General features: G+C 44.5%; 14 protein-coding genes and 2 pseudogenes. 12 read left to right on the forward strand and 4 right to left on the reverse strand.

Features of this window, described 5'->3' with window-relative positions:
• Positions 1–50: 50 nt before the first annotated feature.
• A pseudogene (locus DW642_RS16600) lies at positions 51–179 on the reverse strand (DUF6783 domain-containing protein).
• On the opposite strand from DW642_RS16600, the pseudogene DW642_RS16605 reads away from it, so the two are divergent.
• The 4 genes and pseudogenes from DW642_RS16605 to DW642_RS00020 form a co-directional block, all read left to right on the forward strand.
• Positions 129–248 (forward strand): annotated as a pseudogene (locus DW642_RS16605) (DUF6783 domain-containing protein); the annotation flags it as partial. The pseudogenes DW642_RS16600 and DW642_RS16605 overlap by 51 nt on opposite strands.
• A 79-nt stretch (positions 249–327) precedes the next feature.
• Positions 328–540 carry a ferrous iron transport protein A gene (locus DW642_RS00010; RefSeq protein ID WP_022461118.1) on the forward strand — a complete coding sequence of 71 codons (213 nt, stop codon included), beginning with the start codon at positions 328–330 and terminating at the stop codon, positions 538–540.
• A gap of 229 nt (positions 541–769) precedes the next feature.
• Entirely contained in the window at positions 770–2,008 is a 1,239-nt protein-coding gene (locus DW642_RS00015; protein ID WP_117508897.1) for an MYG1 family protein, read from the forward strand.
• A gap of 279 nt (positions 2,009–2,287) precedes the next feature.
• Entirely contained in the window at positions 2,288–4,174 is a 1,887-nt protein-coding gene (locus DW642_RS00020) for a phage tail tip lysozyme (RefSeq protein ID WP_117508898.1), read from the forward strand.
• 103 nt (positions 4,175–4,277) lie between these two features.
• On the opposite strand, the gene DW642_RS00025 is transcribed toward DW642_RS00020, so the two are convergent.
• Positions 4,278–4,958: an HAD family hydrolase gene (locus DW642_RS00025; protein WP_117508899.1), complete on the reverse strand. Its 681-nt coding sequence runs from the start codon at positions 4,956–4,958 to the stop codon at positions 4,278–4,280.
• Between the two features lie 207 nt (positions 4,959–5,165).
• On the opposite strand from DW642_RS00025, the gene DW642_RS00030 reads away from it, so the two are divergent.
• Entirely contained in the window at positions 5,166–6,290 is a 1,125-nt protein-coding gene (locus tag DW642_RS00030) for a DUF362 domain-containing protein (protein ID WP_117508900.1), read from the forward strand.
• An 87-nt stretch (positions 6,291–6,377) separates the two neighbouring features.
• On the opposite strand, the gene DW642_RS00035 is transcribed toward DW642_RS00030, so the two are convergent.
• Positions 6,378–7,775, reverse strand: a complete 1,398-nt coding sequence (locus tag DW642_RS00035) for an MATE family efflux transporter (protein WP_117508901.1) — start codon at positions 7,773–7,775, stop codon at positions 6,378–6,380.
• Between the two features lie 20 nt (positions 7,776–7,795).
• Entirely contained in the window at positions 7,796–10,201 is a 2,406-nt protein-coding gene (locus DW642_RS00040; protein WP_117508902.1) for a glycoside hydrolase family 2 TIM barrel-domain containing protein, read from the reverse strand.
• 88 nt (positions 10,202–10,289) lie between these two features.
• Here DW642_RS00040 and DW642_RS00045 point away from each other — a divergent pair, with 88 nt between their 5' ends.
• From DW642_RS00045 to DW642_RS16095, 7 genes are all read left to right on the forward strand, one after another.
• Positions 10,290–11,450 carry a LacI family DNA-binding transcriptional regulator gene (locus DW642_RS00045; RefSeq protein WP_242991094.1) on the forward strand — a complete coding sequence of 387 codons (1,161 nt, stop codon included), beginning with the start codon at positions 10,290–10,292 and terminating at the stop codon, positions 11,448–11,450.
• 686 nt (positions 11,451–12,136) lie between these two features.
• Entirely contained in the window at positions 12,137–13,006 is an 870-nt protein-coding gene (locus tag DW642_RS00050) for an ABC transporter permease (RefSeq protein WP_118700447.1), read from the forward strand.
• 12 nt (positions 13,007–13,018) lie between these two features.
• Positions 13,019–13,921 (forward strand): carbohydrate ABC transporter permease, encoded by a 903-nt coding sequence (locus tag DW642_RS00055; protein WP_117508905.1) that lies wholly within the window; start codon positions 13,019–13,021, stop codon positions 13,919–13,921.
• An 89-nt stretch (positions 13,922–14,010) separates the two neighbouring features.
• Positions 14,011–15,642, forward strand: a complete 1,632-nt coding sequence (locus DW642_RS00060) for an extracellular solute-binding protein (RefSeq protein WP_117508906.1) — start codon at positions 14,011–14,013, stop codon at positions 15,640–15,642.
• 224 nt (positions 15,643–15,866) lie between these two features.
• Positions 15,867–17,612, forward strand: a complete 1,746-nt coding sequence (locus DW642_RS00065) for a glycoside hydrolase family 35 protein (protein WP_117508907.1) — start codon at positions 15,867–15,869, stop codon at positions 17,610–17,612.
• On the forward strand, positions 17,605–18,537 hold the full coding sequence (locus tag DW642_RS00070; RefSeq protein WP_158554945.1) for an AraC family transcriptional regulator: 933 nt from the start codon (positions 17,605–17,607) through the stop codon (positions 18,535–18,537). The genes DW642_RS00065 and DW642_RS00070 overlap by 8 nt, the downstream gene beginning before the upstream one ends.
• Before the next feature lie 12 nt (positions 18,538–18,549).
• Entirely contained in the window at positions 18,550–20,337 is a 1,788-nt protein-coding gene (locus DW642_RS16095; RefSeq protein ID WP_117508909.1) for a family 43 glycosylhydrolase, read from the forward strand.
• The last annotated feature ends 34 nt before the right edge of the window (positions 20,338–20,371 follow it).

The raw sequence follows: 20,371 nt of genomic DNA on the forward strand, positions 1-20,371 counted from the left end.
TGTCTGCCGCCTAAAGCGGTCTGAAGCACGTGACTTTAGTCATGTGAGGTTCACAAACTAGAGTGTGTTTGAAAAACCATTTCCGCAGCCTGCACGCCCCGCTTTGCGGTATATTTTGCCCTCATTCAGTCGCCGTAGCCCGCTACGCCTCCTTCATTCAGACAAAATCTCCCACAAATTGGAACATGCAGACTACGAAAAGCCTTTTTCAAACACACTCTAGCGCTTTGCACACAAACTTTAGTTAGAAGCGTATCCCAATTGTTCTTATTGACTAAATATTTCCTCAGGGAATACAATATAGAAAAAGTAAAAAGGAGGGATACCATGCAGGCACTTTCAAAGAAAAAAACCGGTGATATCTGTACCATCAAATGGATGTTTGGAATCCCTGATGTTCTGGATTTCCTCCGAAGCCGTAAAATCAAAGAAGGCAGCACCGTACAGGTCATCCAGAGAATAAACGGTGGATTGATCCTTGGCATGGATGGAAAACGGATTGCAATGTGTGATGCAGCTGCAGACCGGATTCAGGTATGAAAGGAAGAAAAATCAAAATGAGCGGAACCTTGGAAGAGGAGCCGCTCATTTTGATTTTCCAAATACCCACAAAAGAATTTTCGTAGATAAGTGTGCAGACTACGGAAATGATTTTTAATAAATACGCGCCAGGAAATTTTCAAGCTTTTCTTTACATAGAACCGTTGCGAAACAGCCGCCAGATAGAGTAAAATAGAGCAGATCTTAAGAAAAAGGAAGTTGGAATTTTATGACATTATTAGAACAGATACAAAAAGAACATGCCGCTGCTTTTACGCACGGCGGAAAATTTCATGCGGATGATGTGTTCTCTGCGGCACTGCTTCTGCATTTTAATCCGCAGCTTACCATCCAGCGCGGAAATCGTGTGCCGGAGGATTTTGACGGGATTGTTTTTGATATTGGAAGAGGAGAATACGACCATCACCAGAAAGACAGCCGGATCCGGGAAAACCAGGTTCCGTACGCGGCGTTTGGCCTTTTATGGGAGGCACTTGGCACAGAAATTTTAAGTCCGGAGATGGCCGCGCGGTTTGACGAGAAGTTTGTACAGCCGCTCGATCTCAATGATAATACAGGAGAAAAGAATGAACTCGCCAGTATGATCGGCATGTTCAATCCGGTATGGGATGATAACAGCGGAAGCGATGCTGCTTTCCTGGAAGCGGTGGCAGTGGCCGGACGGATTTTGGAACATAAATGGGAGCGTTTTCGTGCGGATGAGCGGGCGGAGCAGCAGTTTGCAGCTCTTCTTGCCGAACACAGGAAGCGGATCGCAGCGGAGAAAAAGGCAGGAACAATGGATGAAAAGATTCAGATTCTGTCGGAATTTTTTCCATGTCAGAAACAGCTTTCCGCGACTGAAATTGCATTTCTGATATTCCCATCGAACCGCGGCGGTTACTGCGTGCAGCCGGTTCGAAAAGAAAATTCATTCAATTACAAGTATGATTTTCCGGAAACATGGCTTGGTCTGGAAAAAGAAGCACTGCAGGAAGCGACGGGGCTTTCCGATGTGTCTTTCTGCCACAAAGGAGGATTTCTTCTCACCGCAGAAACGCTTGACGATGCCGTCGCTGCCTGTCGCATCAGCCTTACGGGAATGCCAAAAGCACCGGTTCTGATCCACATCGGTACCGATGCGATTGATGCGGATGACGCGCTTTTGCGGCAGATGCCGGGCATGGAGCATGCAGTTATTCTTCATAAACCGCTGCTGGAGGCCCCGGAACTGAACATCTGTGGCAGTTATGCCGTGTCATCACTTGAAAAAGCAGAATGGAAGATACGCCTGCGGGAATACCTGTCGGACCTGTTAAAAGAAAAGCCGGAGGCTGTCTGTGTCAGCGGTGATCTCTTTGCGGCCTATCCGGTCATGCACCAGCTCCGCAAAAAACATATTCCGGTTCTGACGGTATCAGAGCAGAATGGAAAACGGCTGCTGGTCCGCATTCCGTCCGGTTCCTGAGAATTTACAGAGAATCTCTCTCAATTTCACGCGTTAAACAGAAAAATTCCTCAATATGTGATTTGTTTCTTTGCATCTGCTGTTGTCTGTGATACAATATAGAAAATACGTGAAATTTTTGCACAATGAAAATAAATGATATCATTTTTGGTTTATCTTCAAAAAAAGAGGCCAGACTTTACAGGAACGATACGTTTTTGTGATTTCATCCGAACGGCCTCAAAAGCAGAAAATGGCAGGCAGAAATCGACAAACAGCAGAGAGGAGAGCAAAACATATATGATTTCAAAGAAAAAATTTGGCACAACGGTAACAGCGTTCGGCGTGGCAGCCGGAATGCTTCTCGGTTCGGCTGCACCGGCGCATGCAGAGGAGACAGCGAAAACGGTGCAGGAAACGCAGAAAGATCAGGCGGATGCACCGGCCATGCAAAGTGAAACGGAAAACGGAAACACAGAAGAAGCCGTTGTTACGGCTGTAGAAACACAGGAAACCGAGACACCAGCAGAAGAACCGTCCGTACCATCTCAGGATGAAAATGCCGCTTCCACAGAGGAGCCAGAAGTACCGGAAACGCCAGAACCGACAGAGGATCCGAATCCAACGGAGACACCGGAAGACCCGAATCCAGGCGAGATGCCGGAGCCATCTCCAAGTGAAACCCCGGAACCAACTCCAGGCGAAACTCCAGAACCGTCGGTAACGCCATCCCCAAGTGAAACGCCGACTCCAGCCCCGTCCGAAACCCCGGAACCAACTGAAACCCCGGTGCCAACCGAGACGCCTGCACCAGCACCGACAGAAACACCGAAAAATGATGAGACACAGGCGGATGACTGGATTCAGACGATTGATTACGGAAAATATATCAGCTCCATGAAAAAAGATCTCCGCGCAGGTTTCGCACAGGTCGACAAAGCGTACGCCTACGCAAAGGTCGATACCAGATTAAACGTCCGCGAAAGCGGTTCCACCAGCGCACGGATCGTGGGAACACTTCCGGCAAAGGCACTCTGCTTTGTGATCGCCGATGCGGATCAGGAGTGGGTTTATATTGAATCGGGCGACGTCCGCGGCTTTGTCCGTACGGATTATCTGCAGCAGGGAAAAGAGGCGCTGGAATATGTAACCGGCACCGGAGAGGATCAGATGAAACTGGCGGATCAGGTGATCGATCCGTCTGAAAATGAAGCCTTTCCCTATAAAAAAGAAACGGTTTATGAAGTAAAAACCTCAACCGGAAACGGTATTATCACATTTGCAAAACAGTTCGTTGGCAGACCATACGTCTGGGGTGGAAACTCCCTGACGGACGGTATTGACTGCTCTCATTTTATATGGCAGATTCTGACCCGTTGTGGTGCGTACGACGGTGAATATACGACCTCCGGCGGATGGCGCAGCCTTGGAACGGAGGTTGCAAGCCTGGATGAGGCATGCGCAGGCGATGTTATTTGCTATAATGGCCATGTGGCGCTGTATGACGGAGAAGGAAAAATCGTAGAAGCGCTGAATGAAAACGCCGGTATCACCTGCGACCGCCCGGTGGACTGTGACACGATTCTGACGATCCGTCGTTTTGCAGCCGACGATGAAATCGGCGGAACGAACGCAGAAAAGATCTGGAATTACTTCCTGATGCACGGATTTACAAAAGAAGGAGCCGCCGGTATTATGGGAAATATTGCAAACGAGGCATCCACAGACCTCAATCCGACACTGCTTGAGTATGGCTCTACCAGCCGCACAAGCCTGAGCGGAGAGCAGTACACGAACCTTGTTGATGCCGGAATCATTTCCCGTGACGAAGTGATCCGAAGTTCCCGTTTTGGCCTTTACAGTGGCGGAAGATATGGATATGGTCTCTGTGGTTTTACAGATCCAACGATCAAAGAGTATCTGTGCCGATATACCATTGATCTTGGAAAGAGCCTTGGAAGCCTGTCCGGCCAGCTCGACAGTCTGATGGCCTACCTTTCCGACTACAATCCGAATCTGCTGGACAGACTGAAAAATGCCGAAGATGTTGACACCGCAGCAACTGCCTTTATGCGTGAATACGAAAAATGCGCAAACCAGAGCACACAGCAGAAACTGCGTACAACAGCAGCAGAACAGATCTACAATGTTATGGAATCGTATGATTCGCCGGTAGATATAGAATAAACGAACAGATGATGAAGACGTGTTAAAGAAAATCCTCCGCAGCAGAAAGATTCTGTGTGGAGGATTTTCTTACAGTAAAATAATTGAATTTATGTATGATTTTTTACTTCCAGCTTTTCAGTTTGTCCGCTTCCGGAGTCTGCAGCAGAATTTCTTTACAGGCCAAAAGAGAAGGACTCACATAATCACAAAATGGAAAAAGCTTTTTTGTATACGGTGTCAGATCCGGGATCATGCAGGAGATGGCACCAGCTGCACGCGCGGCCTTCAGACCATTGATGCTGTCTTCGGCTACCATGCATGCAGCAATCGGAACTTTCAGAAGAGACGCTGCTTTTAAGAAAATTTCCGGATCCGGCTTGCTGTTGATTACCTCATCTCCACAGACCGAAGCATCGATATACTGGTCAATGCCGGACTGTTTCCAGTATCCTTCCGCAACGCGCCGTGTTGTGGAAGTGGCAACCGCAACTTTAATCGAATGTTCCTTCAGCCAGGAAAGAAACTCGTGAAGTCCCGGCTTTTCCGGTACACCATTTCGCTGAATATAATCATTTAGATACGCCGTGCGGATTGCGCGTCCTTCATCGTATGTCACCTGTCCGTGAAACCATTCCTCAAACAGCTTTCTGCTCCGCGGAAGCGCGCTGCCGCGCATCTGTGAAAGATGTTCCTCCGTGAGCGTAAAATTCAGCTCCCGGGCAGCTTTTTGCCAGCCCTCTTTCATTACAATCTCGGTGTCAAACAGGATACCATCCATATCAAATAATACTGCCTTTATCATAAATGCGACCTCCCAGAGAGTAAAAGAAAACAGACGGTTTTCGTTTACTCTGTACTCTGATTTTTTTAAAACTACCTTCAGTATACGAAAAATCCTGAAAAAAGACAAGTGCATGACTGGATCCATGCATATTACAATCACACTTGACTTCAAGTAAGCTTAAAGTGCTATTCTGATAAAAAAGGACAAATTAGGAGGAATAACAGAATGGAAAAGTCAACGGTTTATTTTACCGACTTTCGATGTCCTGTGGGAACGAGTCAGCTTGACAAGCTGAAAAAACTCTGTATCGCTGCTGGCGTCAAAGACATTGATATGGAAGGTAAATTTGTTGCAATCAAAATGCATTTTGGCGAACTGGGAAACATGGCGTTTCTTCGTCCGAATTATGCGAAAGTGGTTGCAGATCTCTGTAAAGAGCAGGGAGGTCTTCCGTTCCTGACAGACTGCAATACGTTATATCCGGGCAGCAGAAAAAATGCCCTGGAGCACCTTGACTGCGCAAATCTGAACGGATTCAATACCATTACCACAGGATGCCAGATTATCATCGGAGATGGACTGCGAGGAACCGATGAAATTGAGGTTCCGGTTGTCAACGGAGAATACTGCAAAACAGCATTGATTGGCCATGCGATCATGGACGCAGATATTTTTATCAGTCTGAGCCATTTCAAAGGCCATGAAGCAACGGGCTTTGGCGGTGCACTGAAAAATATCGGTATGGGATGCGGAAGCCGCGCCGGAAAGATGCAGCAGCATGCCAGTGGAAAACCGGCGATCAATACGGATGTCTGTCGTGGCTGCCACCGCTGTGCAAAAGAATGCGGAAGCGATGCAATTTCCTATGTGGATAAAAAAGCAGTCATTGACTATGACAAATGCAAAGGATGCGGCCGCTGCATCGGTGCCTGCAGTTTTGATGCGGTTTATAATCCAAACAGCAGTGAAAACGAGCTTCTCGACCGGAAAATGGCTGAGTATGCACAGGCTGTCTGTCATGGACGTCCGTGTTTCCATATCTCTCTGGTACAGGATATCAGCCCGAACTGTGACTGCCATGGGGAGAACGATGCTCCGATCCTGCCGGATATCGGAATGTTTGCAAGCTTCGACCCGGTTGCTCTTGACCAGGCGTGTGCCGATGCCTGCCTGAAGGCAACTCCGATCGAAAACAGCCAGCTTGGCGAGCATCTTGCAGAGCCGGGATGGCACTGCCACCACGATCATTTCAAGGATTCCAACCCGAACATTGAATGGCAGGCAACCCTTGACCAGGCAGAGAAAATTGGTCTTGGTACGAGACAGTATGAACTGAAACGTATCAAATAATAATACAAAAAAATGCTTTAGGGCAGATGAACAACAGCGGAAAGCTCCAGCTTCTCGAATGAAAAATCAACGAGAAGCTGGAGCCTTTTAAGGCCAGATTGTATTTTCTTCAGAAATAACAACGGTTTTTTTCATCCATTTGCGTGATCGCCACCGGATCAGATAATTTACACCACGGAACGCCTCATCCATGCCAAAAGCGATCCAGCATCCGAATAATCCGAATCCCATTTTTACACCAAGCAGATAGGAGAAGAATACACTCATCAGCCAGCAGGAGAGAATGGAAACACCCATAGGGAAAACCACATCGCCTGCTCCGCGCAAGGAATTTTCCTCAATGTGATTAAAGCCTCGAAAAATTTCCACGAAAATATCAAAAAACAAAATGGTATGTCCGATCGAAAGGATCGCAGGATCGTCTGTAAAGATCCGCAGCAGCACGGAACCAAAGCAGGCAAGGAGCGTGGATAGGCAGGCATTCAGCAAAATTGTGATTTTTAAATTCTGCAAATTCAGCTGATAAGCCTGTTCGTATTTTCCGGCGCCGGTAAGCCAGCTGATCAGCAACGAGGTCGAAAGACCAAGGGAGAGGCCTAGGACATACACGTAAAAAACAAGTGTGGAAACATAAATTTTGGCGGAAACAGCCTGCACACCGACAAGTGCAATAATGGAGGTTGTCACTACCTGGGATACAGAATAGGAAAGCGTACTGATACCGCCTGGAATTCCGATTTGAAGCACTTTTGGTAAAATCCGGAAACTGCTGCGTATGGACTTATGACGGAAGTCAAGGCCAAGCGGAAGAACCAGGAGCAGCAGAAGCATGGTAAAAGCGGCACAGCCCTCACTGAAGGCATAGGCACAGGCAATCCCTTCTACGCCGTGAAGCGGCAGTTCGACCGGCTGAAAGACGATCAGATAATTTAAAAGGGCATTCAGCGCATTCATTCCAAGGGTAACAAATACCGATATTTTGGGCTTTCCATAGCTTTTAAATATGGCACTGCAGATGGACACGAACGCGGCAAAAAAGGAAACACGAATGCAGATTCTCAGGTAAGAAGAGGCATATGTTAATACCTGGCCGGATAAATTCATCTGCCGCATCAGGGGCATGGAAAAGAACGAAAGTGTAGCACCAAGGAGAACGCTTAACCCGGCACCTGCAAACAGCGCACAGAAAGCAGCATCGGATGCATTTTTTTCCTTTTTGGCACCAAGATTCTGGCTGATTACGATGGACGCACCGGTACTGATTACGGAATAGAAATTCAGAATCATGCCCATAAACTGTCCGGCGGAACCAACGGCAGCAACTGCTTCATCGGAATAAAAGGACAAAGTAAAAGTATTGACGGTGCTCATCAGATTCATCAAAAACATTTCCAGAAACAGGGGAAGAAAAATCTTTGGGAGAGTCATCGTTCCCTGTGGCGTTTCTACTTTGCCCAGATCTGGATTGTAAAAGGATTTCCACATAAAGTCTGTCGTTACTCCTTTCAGAAAATAGTAACAGAATTGGATTTTAGCAGTTCTGAAGAAACCTGCACGGTAACCGGGTGATCTGCAAAAGAGCGGCGGACATAGAAAATCAGTCGTCCATGGTACAACCGGCGGCAGGAAGAAGCATACTCGGTGCAGTCTGCAGCATTTCCGTTTTCAATTCCAAGAAGGACGCCTCCGTCTGTCGTTACCTGAACCATGGAGGAATCTCCGAAGCAGAAAGCACCATCTCTGTCGGCGGCATAAACTTCGAACTGCAGAAGCGGATTTTCCGGTAAAACAGCGGAATTTTCTTTGGACGGCTTCCAGGGTCGGATCTGCAGGGCACAAGGCATAGAAGTCGTTTTCAGCTCATCCTTTGCTTCAAAAGTACAGGAAGCCCCGCCCTTTTGTGCCGCAAGCTTTCCAGAAGCAAGAACCATCAGCGTGCCCGGCTGAAAGGGAACGATCCAGCGAATCGAATCTTCAGTATAGGAAGCCTCCTTTTTGCCGAGACTGATTCCGTTTAAGAATAATTCCGCTTCGGAAAGGTTTGTGTAGCAGCGGACTTCGATATCTTCTCCATCACAGTAATTCCAGCTTTCGAATAATGGCTGCCAGCTTTCTCTCATGGAGTCTGCCCGCTGTGTGGAAAGATGGCACATCGGTTTGGATGACCAGAAGCTCATCCGCCGGTAAAACCCGGATTTTTCAAAGCCAGCCATCGTAAGAAGCCCGGCTTCAGAAGCTCGAAGCGGCCATCCGTGTGCCTCTCCCATATAATCAATGCCTGTCCAGAGAAACTGTCCGCTGATATATTCGTTTTCGGTTACCGCATGCCAGGCAGCAAGATCATGTCCGTTTTCGCTGCCTAAAAATGGGAGCGAAGGAAAATCACAGTGGCTTTCCTCGTATAAATGTTCTTTATAATTGTATCCGGCAACATCGAGGGCATCCAGAAAACCGATCTTTGCAGAGAGCTCCGGAAAAGCGGCAGCCAGTGTAACCGGGCGCGTAGGATCCACTGCGCGTACTTCGTAAGCAAGCATGGAAGCCAGTGCTTTTAATCGCTCTGCATTCGGCCGATCCGGATTGTATACGCGCTCTGCGGCAGGCTTGTTTGCATCATTGTTTCCGGTCATGCTCTGAAACAGAGGATGGCAGTAAGGATCATTTGGATAATCAATTTCATTTCCAATGCTCCAGAGAATTACACTTGGATGATTTCGGTCGCGCAATACCATAGCAGACAGATCTTCTTTCTGGTACTGAGGAAAGTACTTGTAATATCCCTGATGCTTTGGAGGATAAACATTATGACCGGTAGACCATTTGTTTTTTGGCCCTTCCCACTCATCAAATGCTTCATCCATAACAAGAAAGCCCATTTCATCACATAGATCGTACAGTTCCGGCATATGCGGATTATGGCTCATACGGATGGCATTGCAGCCCATTTCTTTGAGCTTTTCAAGGCGGCGTATCCAGATTTCTTTTGTAACGGCGGCACCGAGTGCACCGGCATCGTGGTGAACGCAGACCCCCTTAATTTTCATGGGGATTTCATTCAGAAAGAATCCATAATCGGCATCAAAACGGAAGGTGCGGATACCTACACGGAACTTGTCTGCAAGAAAGGCGGAGTCATCCTTGGCTTTGTGGAGCCATGTTTCGAGTGTATATAAAGATGGATGTTTCGGAGACCACAGTGTTGGCTGTGCTACCGTTCCTTCAGTCTTTAGTTTTGCGGTTTCTCCAGGAAGAAGAGTGGCTCTCTGCTCGGCGAAAAACACCGTGTTTCCATTTTGATCACGCAGATACTGGACCAGTGAAAAAGAGGTTTCCTGATCTTCCATATTACAGATCTCTGTTGTGATAGAAAGATCCGCTGAGATTTTATCTGCCCTGTTTATGGAAAAGCAGGTGCCATATGGTGTAACGTGAAGAAGATCTGTAACAAGGAGCGTTACCTTTCTTGTGATTCCGGAACCGGTAAACCATCGGGAATCTGAAATCTCTGTCCGGTCTACACGGACGCTGATTTCATTGATACCATCTGTACCAAAAACAGCCTGGGATGTTATGTCATAGAAAAAAGGTGTGTATCCATTGGGATGAAAGCCGTGATAATAACTGTTGAACCAGACCTGGCTTTCTTTGTAGACACCGTCAAACAGCAGCACGATGCGTTTTCCACGATACTTCTCAGGCAGGGAAAAGGTTCCACGATACCATCCGATGCCGCCGGCTGCATATCCGGTGCCGCTGGAATAGGATCTGGAAAATGGCATTGCAACAGACCAGTCATGTGGAAGCTCGACAGCTGTCCAGCCAGTATCATCATAGTCTTTTTTCCAGGCATCCGGCTCTTCGCCATAGTGAAATTTCCAGGAATGATGGAGATAAATTGTTTGGGTATTCATAGATTTATAACCTCCTGTTTTTATCATGATATTTCAATTTTTATACGTTCCTATGGTTTTTATTATAAAGAGTTCATCTGAAAAATCCATGGAAAAGAGAGGGATTTTTTGTAAAATAGCGACTTTAGGATTGACTTTTACGTGCAAAAAGTCTATCCTTGAATTTGAAATGAAAAGGGTTTCAAAAAATTGGAATAGAGTAAGAGTTTCAAGAGGGCGATTTATGAAAAAAGAAAAAAACATTTATACTATTGCAAAAGAAGCAGGCGTTTCGCCGGCGACGGTGTCTCGGGTCATGACGAAAAATGCCCGGGTAAGCGAGGAAAAAAGAAAAAAAGTGGAGGAAATCATACAAAAATATGATTATCGCCCCAATGCGCTAGCACAGGGGCTGACAAATGCAAGAACAAAAATCATTGGCATTCTTGCAGCGGATATGATGAATCCCTTTTATGCACAGCTTGTGGACGAATGCGTAAAGGAAATTGGTGCAAGTGGATATGTTCCCATGATATTTTCATCTCAGAGCAGTTATGAAATGGAAGAACAGTATTTGCAGAAGATGTTTGACCTGCGTGTGGATGCAATTATTTTAATGGGAGGAAAATCAGACCAGCTCGTTACAGATTTGGAATATGTGGATTTGCTTGATCGAATCACAGACACTACACCGATTATTACAACTGGAAAAATAGAAGGATCTCTTTGTTATCAGGTATGCATTGATGAAATGGCGAGTGTAGACCTTGCCATGGAGCATCTTTTTTCGCTTGGCCATCGGCATATTGCACTGATCGGCGGGAAAAATCACATCCGGTCAACATATGATAAACGAATGCGGTATCGTATGCTGCTTCGTAAAAATGGAATCACATACAGAGAACGCTATGTAACGGATTCGGATTACAACATCGAAGGGGGGTACCAGTGTATGGAAAAGCTCTTTCAGGAAAATCGTACGATGCCGACTGCCGTAATTGCAATCAATGATTTCAGCGCAATTGGAATTCTTCGGTGTATTGAGGAACATCATTTGTCTGTTCCGCAGGATATATCGCTTGTCAGCTTTGACGGAACCTTTCTGTCAGATATTGTTAACCCGAAGCTTACCAGCGTTTGCTATGATTATGCTTCTTTTGGAAAAATGCTGGCTGCGTCTGCGGTAAAACTTCTTTCAGGAGAAGAGATTCCGAAAATTCAGCAATGTGTGTCGCGTTTAATCGTACGCGAATCCACGATATTGCAATAATATCACATTATCGATTCAGAAGCATGTAATTTCATATAGCCAGATAATTCTTCTCTTTGATTTTAAAAGACCATCAGAGAGAAGAATTTTTTTGCACTAATTTTGGAATGTTTGCAGACATGGTGATATTGATCCTGGAACAGATTTTGGCTTTTGTAAGAGAGATACCGACAGATCAAAATGGCGGTAAATAGCGCGTTTTCAGAAAGAAAAAAAGTGGATATACATAGAGGAATAAAGGGGTGATTTGTCAAATTGTCAACTAATTCAGATGGCTTTAAAAAAAAGAAAGCAAATTATACAAAAAACAAGTTGACAAATCAAAGCGGAAGGAGTATAGTACGAAATATGAAAAGGGTTTCACGAAAGTGCCAATTAAAAAGATATGTGATTTGGAAAGATGTATAAGTTAAGTGCTTTTTAGATGGAATTATCGTTATAATATACAGGAAAAGCAGTAAAAGCAAAGATACATTCATCATGATCACTTTTATTTTTGGAAAAACGTGAAAACGGTTTCATATAAAGGCTGCAAATTATGTGCAGACAAATTTTCACAAACTGCAAAATAGGAGGAACGCAACGTGAAAGGAAAAAGGAACCAAACGACAGCAGCTCTTCCGGCTGTCCCCAGTAAAAAGAATCGAGCATGGAAGACTTTTCGCAACAACAAAACACTTCTTCTGATGTGTTTGCCAGCAGTCATCTTTTTTATCGTGTTTAACTATTGCCCATTGCCGGGCGTATGGATTGCATTCACGAGTTACAATTTTCGGGATGGTATTTTTGGAAGCCCTTTTGTAGGATTATCAAACTTTGAATTTTTGATTTCTTCCGGTGAATTGTGGACTTTAACGAAAAATACAATTTTATACAATCTGGTTTTTATTCTTCTTGGAAATGTTTTTCAGATCGTAATTGCTCTTATGCTGAATGAAATCAGAAGTAAATTTTTTAAAAAGGTATCACAGACAATCATGTTCCTTCCGTATTTTATTTCTGCTGTACTGATTGGGGCGATCGCATTTAATATTCTGAATTATGACACGGGTGCATTAAATGCACTTCTTCGTGAAACGGGTGCTGACCCAATACAGATTTACAGCAAAGCTGGTTTATGGCCCTTCATCATTATTTTCTGTAACATGTGGCAGCAAACAGGTTATGGTTCTGTTGTTTATTTCGCGGCAATCTGCGGTATTGATTCCAGTATGGTAGAAGCAGCAGAGGTAGATGGCGCTACCAGCTGGCAGAGAATTCGTTACATCATTCTTCCTTCCCTGAAAGGAACCTTTATCATTCTGCTTCTGTTTGCGCTTGGCGGAATCATGAAAGGAAACTTTGGTTTGTTCTGGAACCTGACAGGTGGTGCGAATTCACAGTTGTTCCCGACAACTGATATCATTGAAACCTTTGTATACCGTACAATGACGACACAGAATAACTTTGCAACATCTTCTGCCGTAGGTTTGTATCAGTCTATTTTTGGATTTGTTCTGGTTATGTTCAGCAACTGGGTGGTAAAACGACTTGATCCGGACTATGCACTGTTTTAGGAGGAGAAGAAAATGAAAAATCGTAATAAAATCAAACTGGATCCAGGGACGCGAGCTTTACGAATTATCTCCTACGTATTTGTGAGTATTTGGGCGCTCATCTGCTTACTTCCATTTATCCTGGTTATTTCTGCATCTTTCAGTACCGAGAGTATTGTAGCGAAAGAGGGATTTGGGCTTTTACCCAAAGGGTTTACTCTGAGTGCATATGAACTGGTATTTCGTTCACCTAAAATGATTCTTGGCTCATACGGAGTTACCATTGCACTGACGGTATGCGGAACAGTTGTTGGTCTGTTTATCATTGCGATGACCGGTTATGCATTACAAAGAAAGGACTTTCCGTTTCGAAATGCATTGTCATTTTTTATTTACTTTACAACACTGTTTTCCGCCGGTATGGCACCAACCTATATCTGGGTTTCCAGGTACCTGAAATTAAACGGAAGTTATATGGCAGTATTTTTACAGCTGTTAATGTCTCCGTGGCTGATCATTCTGATGAAGAATTTTGCAAAATCGGTACCATATGAAATTACAGAATCCGGAAAAATTGACGGAGCGGGAGACTTTAAAATTTTCGTATCACTGATTTTCCCGATGTTAAAGCCGGCACTTGCAACGGTAGGACTTTTTCTGGCACTGGGATACTGGAATGAATGGTATCTTTCTTCTCTGTATCTGAACAGTTCTGTAACCTATAAACCATTACAGTACTACTTATATCAGATCATCAATACAGCAAATGCACTGAAAAACTCTGTAGCAGGTGCAAATGTCAGTGTGGCAGACCTTCCATCTAACACATTGAAAATGGCAACAGCAGTTGTTGCAACCGGACCGATCATCTTTCTGTATCCGTTTGTACAGAAATACTTTATCTCCGGTATTACAGTAGGCGCGGTCAAAGGCTGACCATGGAAAAAGTATGATGTGAGATTCCCCTGTGTTTTGATGGGGATTCACATAAAATTCCGAAAAAGCAGGAAAAGAAGGAGGACGCTATGAGAAAACGCGTAACAGGTAAAAAGGCAGTAGCACTGGTAATGGCTTCCCTGATGATTGCAAGTATGGCAGGATGCGGAAGCAGTGGGTCCGAAAGCAGCGGATCCGGCAACACAAGCGTAAAGGAAGATGGAAGTATTGATACTTCCAAGCATGAAGTAATTAACATGCTGGTGCTGGGAAACAAACCGACCAATGGCAGACTGGAAGCCATGCTGGACAAACTGAATCCGATTTTGACGGAAAAAGTAAATGCAGAACTCGAGTTTACGTACATAGAATGGACAGACTGGCAGACACAGTATAATCTGAAGCTGTTGAGTGGAGACAGCAGTCTGGATTTGATTTGTACGGCAACGGACTGGCTGTACGGATGGGAAAATACAAAGAAGGGCGCATTTCTTCCACTTTCCGAGGATATGCTGAAAACATATGCGCCAAAGACCTGGGAACAGGTATCCGCAGACGGAGACTGGGATATCTGCAAATATAACGATGAAATTTATTTCATACCGGAAGATCACTATACACAGTATACGAACCATGGTATGTTCTATCGTGGAGACTGGGCAAAAGAAGCAGGTCTGGAAAATGGAAAAATTACAAAATTTGAAGATCTGACGACGTATTTCCAGTATATTAAAGATAATAAGGAAGATGTTATTCCGTGGGATATCGCTGGCAAAAACCAGACGGGAGGTATTCTTGGCGGCTATATTACTTCGAAAAAGGAATATACGGCATTCAATTGCGCCAGTGTTGGTATTTACACAGACTTCTGGGGTGTTATGCAGGACGATCCGACAACCGTTATGTCTCCGTATGTAGAGGATGACAGCCTTTATGATGCGGCAGAGCTGATGAAAGAATGGAATGACATGGGTGTATGGAGAAAAGATGTCCTGAACTTTGACGGAGACACCAGAGAAGAGTTTTATGCCGGAACAACCGGTGCGGATCAGCATCATGCCCAGACCTATTATTCTACGATTGTTCCGAATATGGAGAAGAAACAGCCGGGTTCCGATCCGCAGTTCTATTACTGGGGCGAAGAAAATCAGAACGTACAGCATCCGCTGAAAGAGCATGGTGCATGTGCTATCAGTGCAAACTCCACACATCCGGAACGCGCCCTGATGGTATATGATCTGTTAAGAAATGATGAAGAGTGCTATCGTCTGTTAAACTATGGTATTGAAGGTGAGGATTATATTGTAACAGAAGATGGCAAGCTGGGCAGACCAGATGGATTTGATTCCAGTACAGATGCCCTGGATTCCAATTTCTGGATGGGACGTAATGATGATCTGGAACTGCAGGATGAAAGCTGGTGGGATGGAACCGATGATCTGATCAGTTCGCTGGATAAAATCGGTTATGATTATCCATTTGAAAACCTGATTGTTGATACAACTGCAATTGAGGCAAAGCAGGCAGCACTGGCTAATGTTCTCGCAAAATATATCCCGCAGCTGGCATATGGTCAGGTAGATGATCCGAAGGCAACTGTCGATCAGATGAGAGAAGAACTGAAAGCGGCCGGTTATGACGATGTAAAGGCAGCAATTCAGAAAGATTTAGATGCTTTTGTAGAGGAAAATGGAACACCGGATTTCACAAGAGGTGAATAAAAAAGGTGTTCACTTGACCGTAGAACAAGAAAGGTTAGCGACAAAACCTGGCAGATAATTCTGTGATTTCATGATAAGCAAGATAAGGGAGATACCGGAAAAGACATGATGCCTCTGGTGTCTCCCTTTTGCGAGTCAAATGTTTCCGTTCCGGTCACGGGAAATTTGGCAGACATATTATTTTTAACATAAAAAAGATGGAAATTTCAGAAACAGGAGGAACTATGAAGACGTTTGAAGTAAAAGAAGATTTTTATCTGGACGGAAAGAAAGTAAAAATCATTTCCGGAGGTATGCATTATTTTCGTACTGTGCCGGAATACTGGCGCGACCGACTGGAAAAATTAAAAGCTCTGGGCTGCAATACGGTGGAAACGTATATTCCATGGAATCTTCACGAAAAAGAGAAAGGAAAGTTTGATTTTTCCGGAATTCTGGATATTACCAGATTTGTAAAACTGGCCCAGGAGCTTGGTTTGATGGTGATTCTCCGGCCATCTCCCTATATTTGTGCAGAATGGGAGTTTGGCGGATTGCCATACTGGCTGCTGAAGGAAGACGGCATGCGCCTTCGCTGTTTCTATCCGCCATTTCTACAACATGTGAAAGAATATTATGAAAAATTATTTGAAGTGATCGCACCGCTTCAGATTACACGGGGCGGTTCTGTTATTCTGATGCAGGTGGAAAATGAATATGGATATTTCGGAGATGACAAATCGTATCTGGATTACATGAAACAGCTGATGATTGACTGCGGCTGTGAAGTGCCGATGGTTACATCGGATGGTCCTTGGGGAGATGCTTTTGACTGCGGAAAAGTGGAAGGTGTTTTACAGACCGGAAATTTTGGTTCCAAAGGAAAAGAGCAGTTTGCCGTCATGAAAAAGAAAATCGGCGATAAACCGCTGATGTGTATGGAATTCTGGGTTGGATGGTTTGATAACTGGGGTGTAGAAACGCATCAGACCGGTGATTTAGAAGAACATGCAAAAGATCTGGACGAAATTCTTTCCGAGGGCCATGTGAATATCTACATGTTTGAAGGTGGAACCAATTTTGGTTTTACGAATGGATCCAATTACTATGATGAGCTGACACCGGATGTTACTTCTTATGATTATGATGCACTGCTGACGGAAGACGGTCAGATTACGGCGAAGTATACGGCATTCCAGAATGTAATCCGGAAATATACCGAAATTCCGGAAGTAAAACTTAGTACAGAAATTCGCAGAAAATCATATGGAAAACTTCGTGTCAAAAGAAGCACATCTTTATTCGGAAACAAAGACCGGATTAGTAAAGCGATGGAGAGTGTATACCCGGTGTCAATGGAAAAACTGGATCAGGGATACGGATATATTTTATACGAAAGCCAGTTGAAAGATGAAGGGCCATTGGAAACACTGCGGCTGTGGGGAGCTAACGACAGAGCTAACATTTTTGTGGATGAAATCCCAACTGTTACACTGTATGACAGAGAACTTCTTGATGAAATAAAATGGGAGGAGAATAAACCGGAAGGACAGAAACTTTCTATTTTGATGGAAAATATGGGAAGAGTAAATTTCGGTCCGAATCTCGAAAGACAGAGAAAAGGGATTGATGGAAGCGTACAGGTTAATGGTCATAATCACTATTATTGGAAAGAATATACGCTTCCGATGGAACATCTGGAACATCTTGATTTTACAATTCCATCCGTTCCTGGTACACCGGGATTTTATGAATTTAGCTTCGAAGCAGATGAGACGGGAGATACCTTCCTTGATTTTACCGGATGGGGAAAAGGTTGCATTCTTGTAAATGGATTTAATATTGGAAGATTCTGGGAAATTGGGCCACAGAAACGATTATATATTCCGGGTCCGCTTTTAAAAAAAGGAACGAATACGATTCTGATTTTTGAAACAGAAGGAAAAGTGCCGGGAATCATTACACTCTGCGATGAACCGGATCTTGGCTAAAAGAATGAAGGAAAACATTTATTATCAGTATGACAGCAGTCAACTACCGGAAATTAGCCTGGCAGATACGGCGGTGATTGAACCGCCGTATATTCATAAAAGAAGAATGCCGTTGGAATACATTATTTATCTGGTGCGTCAGGGTGAGATGTTTCTTTTGGAGGATGGTGTACGGTATCATTTAACACCGGGGGATTTTTTAATTCTGGATCCGGATAAAATACATGTGGGGGAAAGAGCAACACATTGTGAATACCATTATATTCATTTCCATCAGAAATCCATAAAAAAAAACAAGATGACAAATGAGCAGACAACTGAGATAATTTTAAGAAAGAGAACGCAGTCCATGCAAAGTGATTCCTGTACCCTTTCCGGACAGGAACGCGTCAGTCTTTCGCTTCTTGCGTTGCCCAAATATATGCATCTTTCCGACACTTCTTCTTATTCTGAAATTCTGCAGAAAATCAATGATGGAATTACCTGTCAGAAAAATCGTATGGAAGGTTATTACAATTTGTGTGCCTGTCAGATTTTGGAGATGATGATTTTGGTTTCCAGACAGTTTGTAACATCGCTTGCCCAGGAAAAAACCGGAGTGGTCGGAAGCTACCGGAAAATATATGATCTTTTGGATTATCTGAATAACTGCTATCGCGAGCCAATTTCCGGAGTATTGATTGAAGAGCAGCTTGGTGGAAACTTTGATTATCTAAATCGGATTTTTCGTCAGACAACAGGAAAAACGATTTTTCAGTACCTGACGGAAGTCAGAATTTCCCATGCCAAGGAGCTTCTTGGTACAACTTCGCTTAAAATTTCGCAGGTCAGCGAAAAAGTCGGATTTTCCGATGAAAGTTATTTCAGTAAAGTCTTTAAAAAAATGACTGGAATGACACCTATGAACTATATGAAAAGCAGATAAGGAGAACAAAATATGGCAGGCTATTTATTTGTACATTTTACCGGAGAACAAAAGGATGGAGAACAGATTTATTTTTCCATCAGCAGGGATGGACTTCACTGGGAGGATCTGAATGACGGACAGCCAGTCTTATATTCTCATCTTGGAATGCAAGGTGTTCGCGATCCGTTTCTGCTGCGTGATCCAAAGCAGAAGAAATTTTATCTGATAGCAACCGATTTACGGATCGAAGCAGGAGAAGGCTGGGATACGGCACAATATCGCGGAAGCCGTGATCTGATTGTCTGGGAATCGAAGGATCTGGTTCACTGGAGTGCGGAGCGTGCCAGTACCATAGGTGTTCCGGGAGCCGGATGCGTCTGGGCACCGGAAGGAATCTATGACTCAAAAAGAGAGCAGTTTCTGGTTTTCTGGGCATCTATGGTAAAACTTTCCGGTGATACGGAAGCCAAACAGCGGATCTATGCATCCTGGACATCTGATTTTCAAAGTTTTTCCGAGCCATTTATTTACATGGAGCGGAAAGAACATGTGATTGATACAACGATGGTAGAATCAGAAGGTGTATACTATCGGATTTCCAAGGATGAGACGAATAAATGTCTGCTGTTGGAGTCCTGTGACTCCCTGACGGGCAATTTTCAGGAGATCCCATCAGAAACACTTTCTTCGCTGTTTGGCGTAGAAGGACCGGAATGTTATCTGCTACCGGATCAGAAGACATGGTGTCTGATTGCGGATCAGTTTGCGGAGGGAAAAGGATATCTTCCTCTTTTAACGGATGATCTTTCTTCGGGAAAATTCCGTATTTTAAAGGAAAAGGAATATGCTCTTGGAAAAACAAAAAAACGCCACGGTGGCGTTCTTGCAGTTACTGACGAGGAGCTTGCCTTGCTGGAACGATTTTTTGATCACAAAAAGCCGGTCGTAGAAGGGCTCTTTGCAGATCCGGATCTTGCCTGTTTTGACGGAACGTATTACCTGTATCCGACAACGGATGGCTTTACCGACTGGTCCGGTACGAAATTTTCTGTTTTTGCATCGAAGGATCTGAGAAAATTTCAGAAGGCTGCTGATATTTTCGACATGGCAGATGGAGATGTTCCGTGGGCGGTAGGAAGTGCCTGGGCGCCATGCATTGCAGAAAAAGATGGAAAGTATTACTACTATTTCTGTGGAAAGCGTGTTGATGGCAAATCCTGCATTGGAGCAGCAGTATCTGATTATCCGGAGGGACCGTTTGTGCCTGCAGCAGAACCCATGATCACCATGGAAATGATGGAAACGTATCAGATCCAGATGAGTCAGACGATTGATCCGTCGATCTATCAGGAAAACGGCGAAACATATCTCCTGTTTGGAAATGGTTATGCGGCCATTGCAAAACTGACACCGGATATGATGCATATTGTTCCGGAGACGATGAAAAATCTGGAAGGACTGTACGATTTCCGTGAGGCGGTTACGGTTCTGAAGCGGGATGAAATTTACCATTTTACCTGGTCCTGTGATGATACAGGAAGTGAAAATTATCATGTAAACTATGGAACGTCCGATTCCCTGTACGGACCGGTTCGGTTTGAAAAGACGATTCTTCAGAAAGATGTGCAAAAAGGTGTTCTTGGAACGGGTCATCACAGCATCTGTAAGGTGCCTGGAAAAGATGCATACTGGATTGCTTACCATCGTTTTGGCACACCGCTTGCGCAGTATCCGGAGGGAAAGGGATTCCACCGGGAAACCTGCGTGGCCCCGCTGGAGTTTGACGAAGCCGGAAAAATGATGGAAGTGATTGTCTAGGTTTACGGAGAAAAAATATATGAACGGAAGAACA

Origin of the sequence: Blautia sp. AM23-13AC, assembly GCF_003435675.1 — a bacterium.
Lineage (GTDB): Bacteria > Bacillota > Clostridia > Lachnospirales > Lachnospiraceae > Fusicatenibacter > Fusicatenibacter saccharivorans.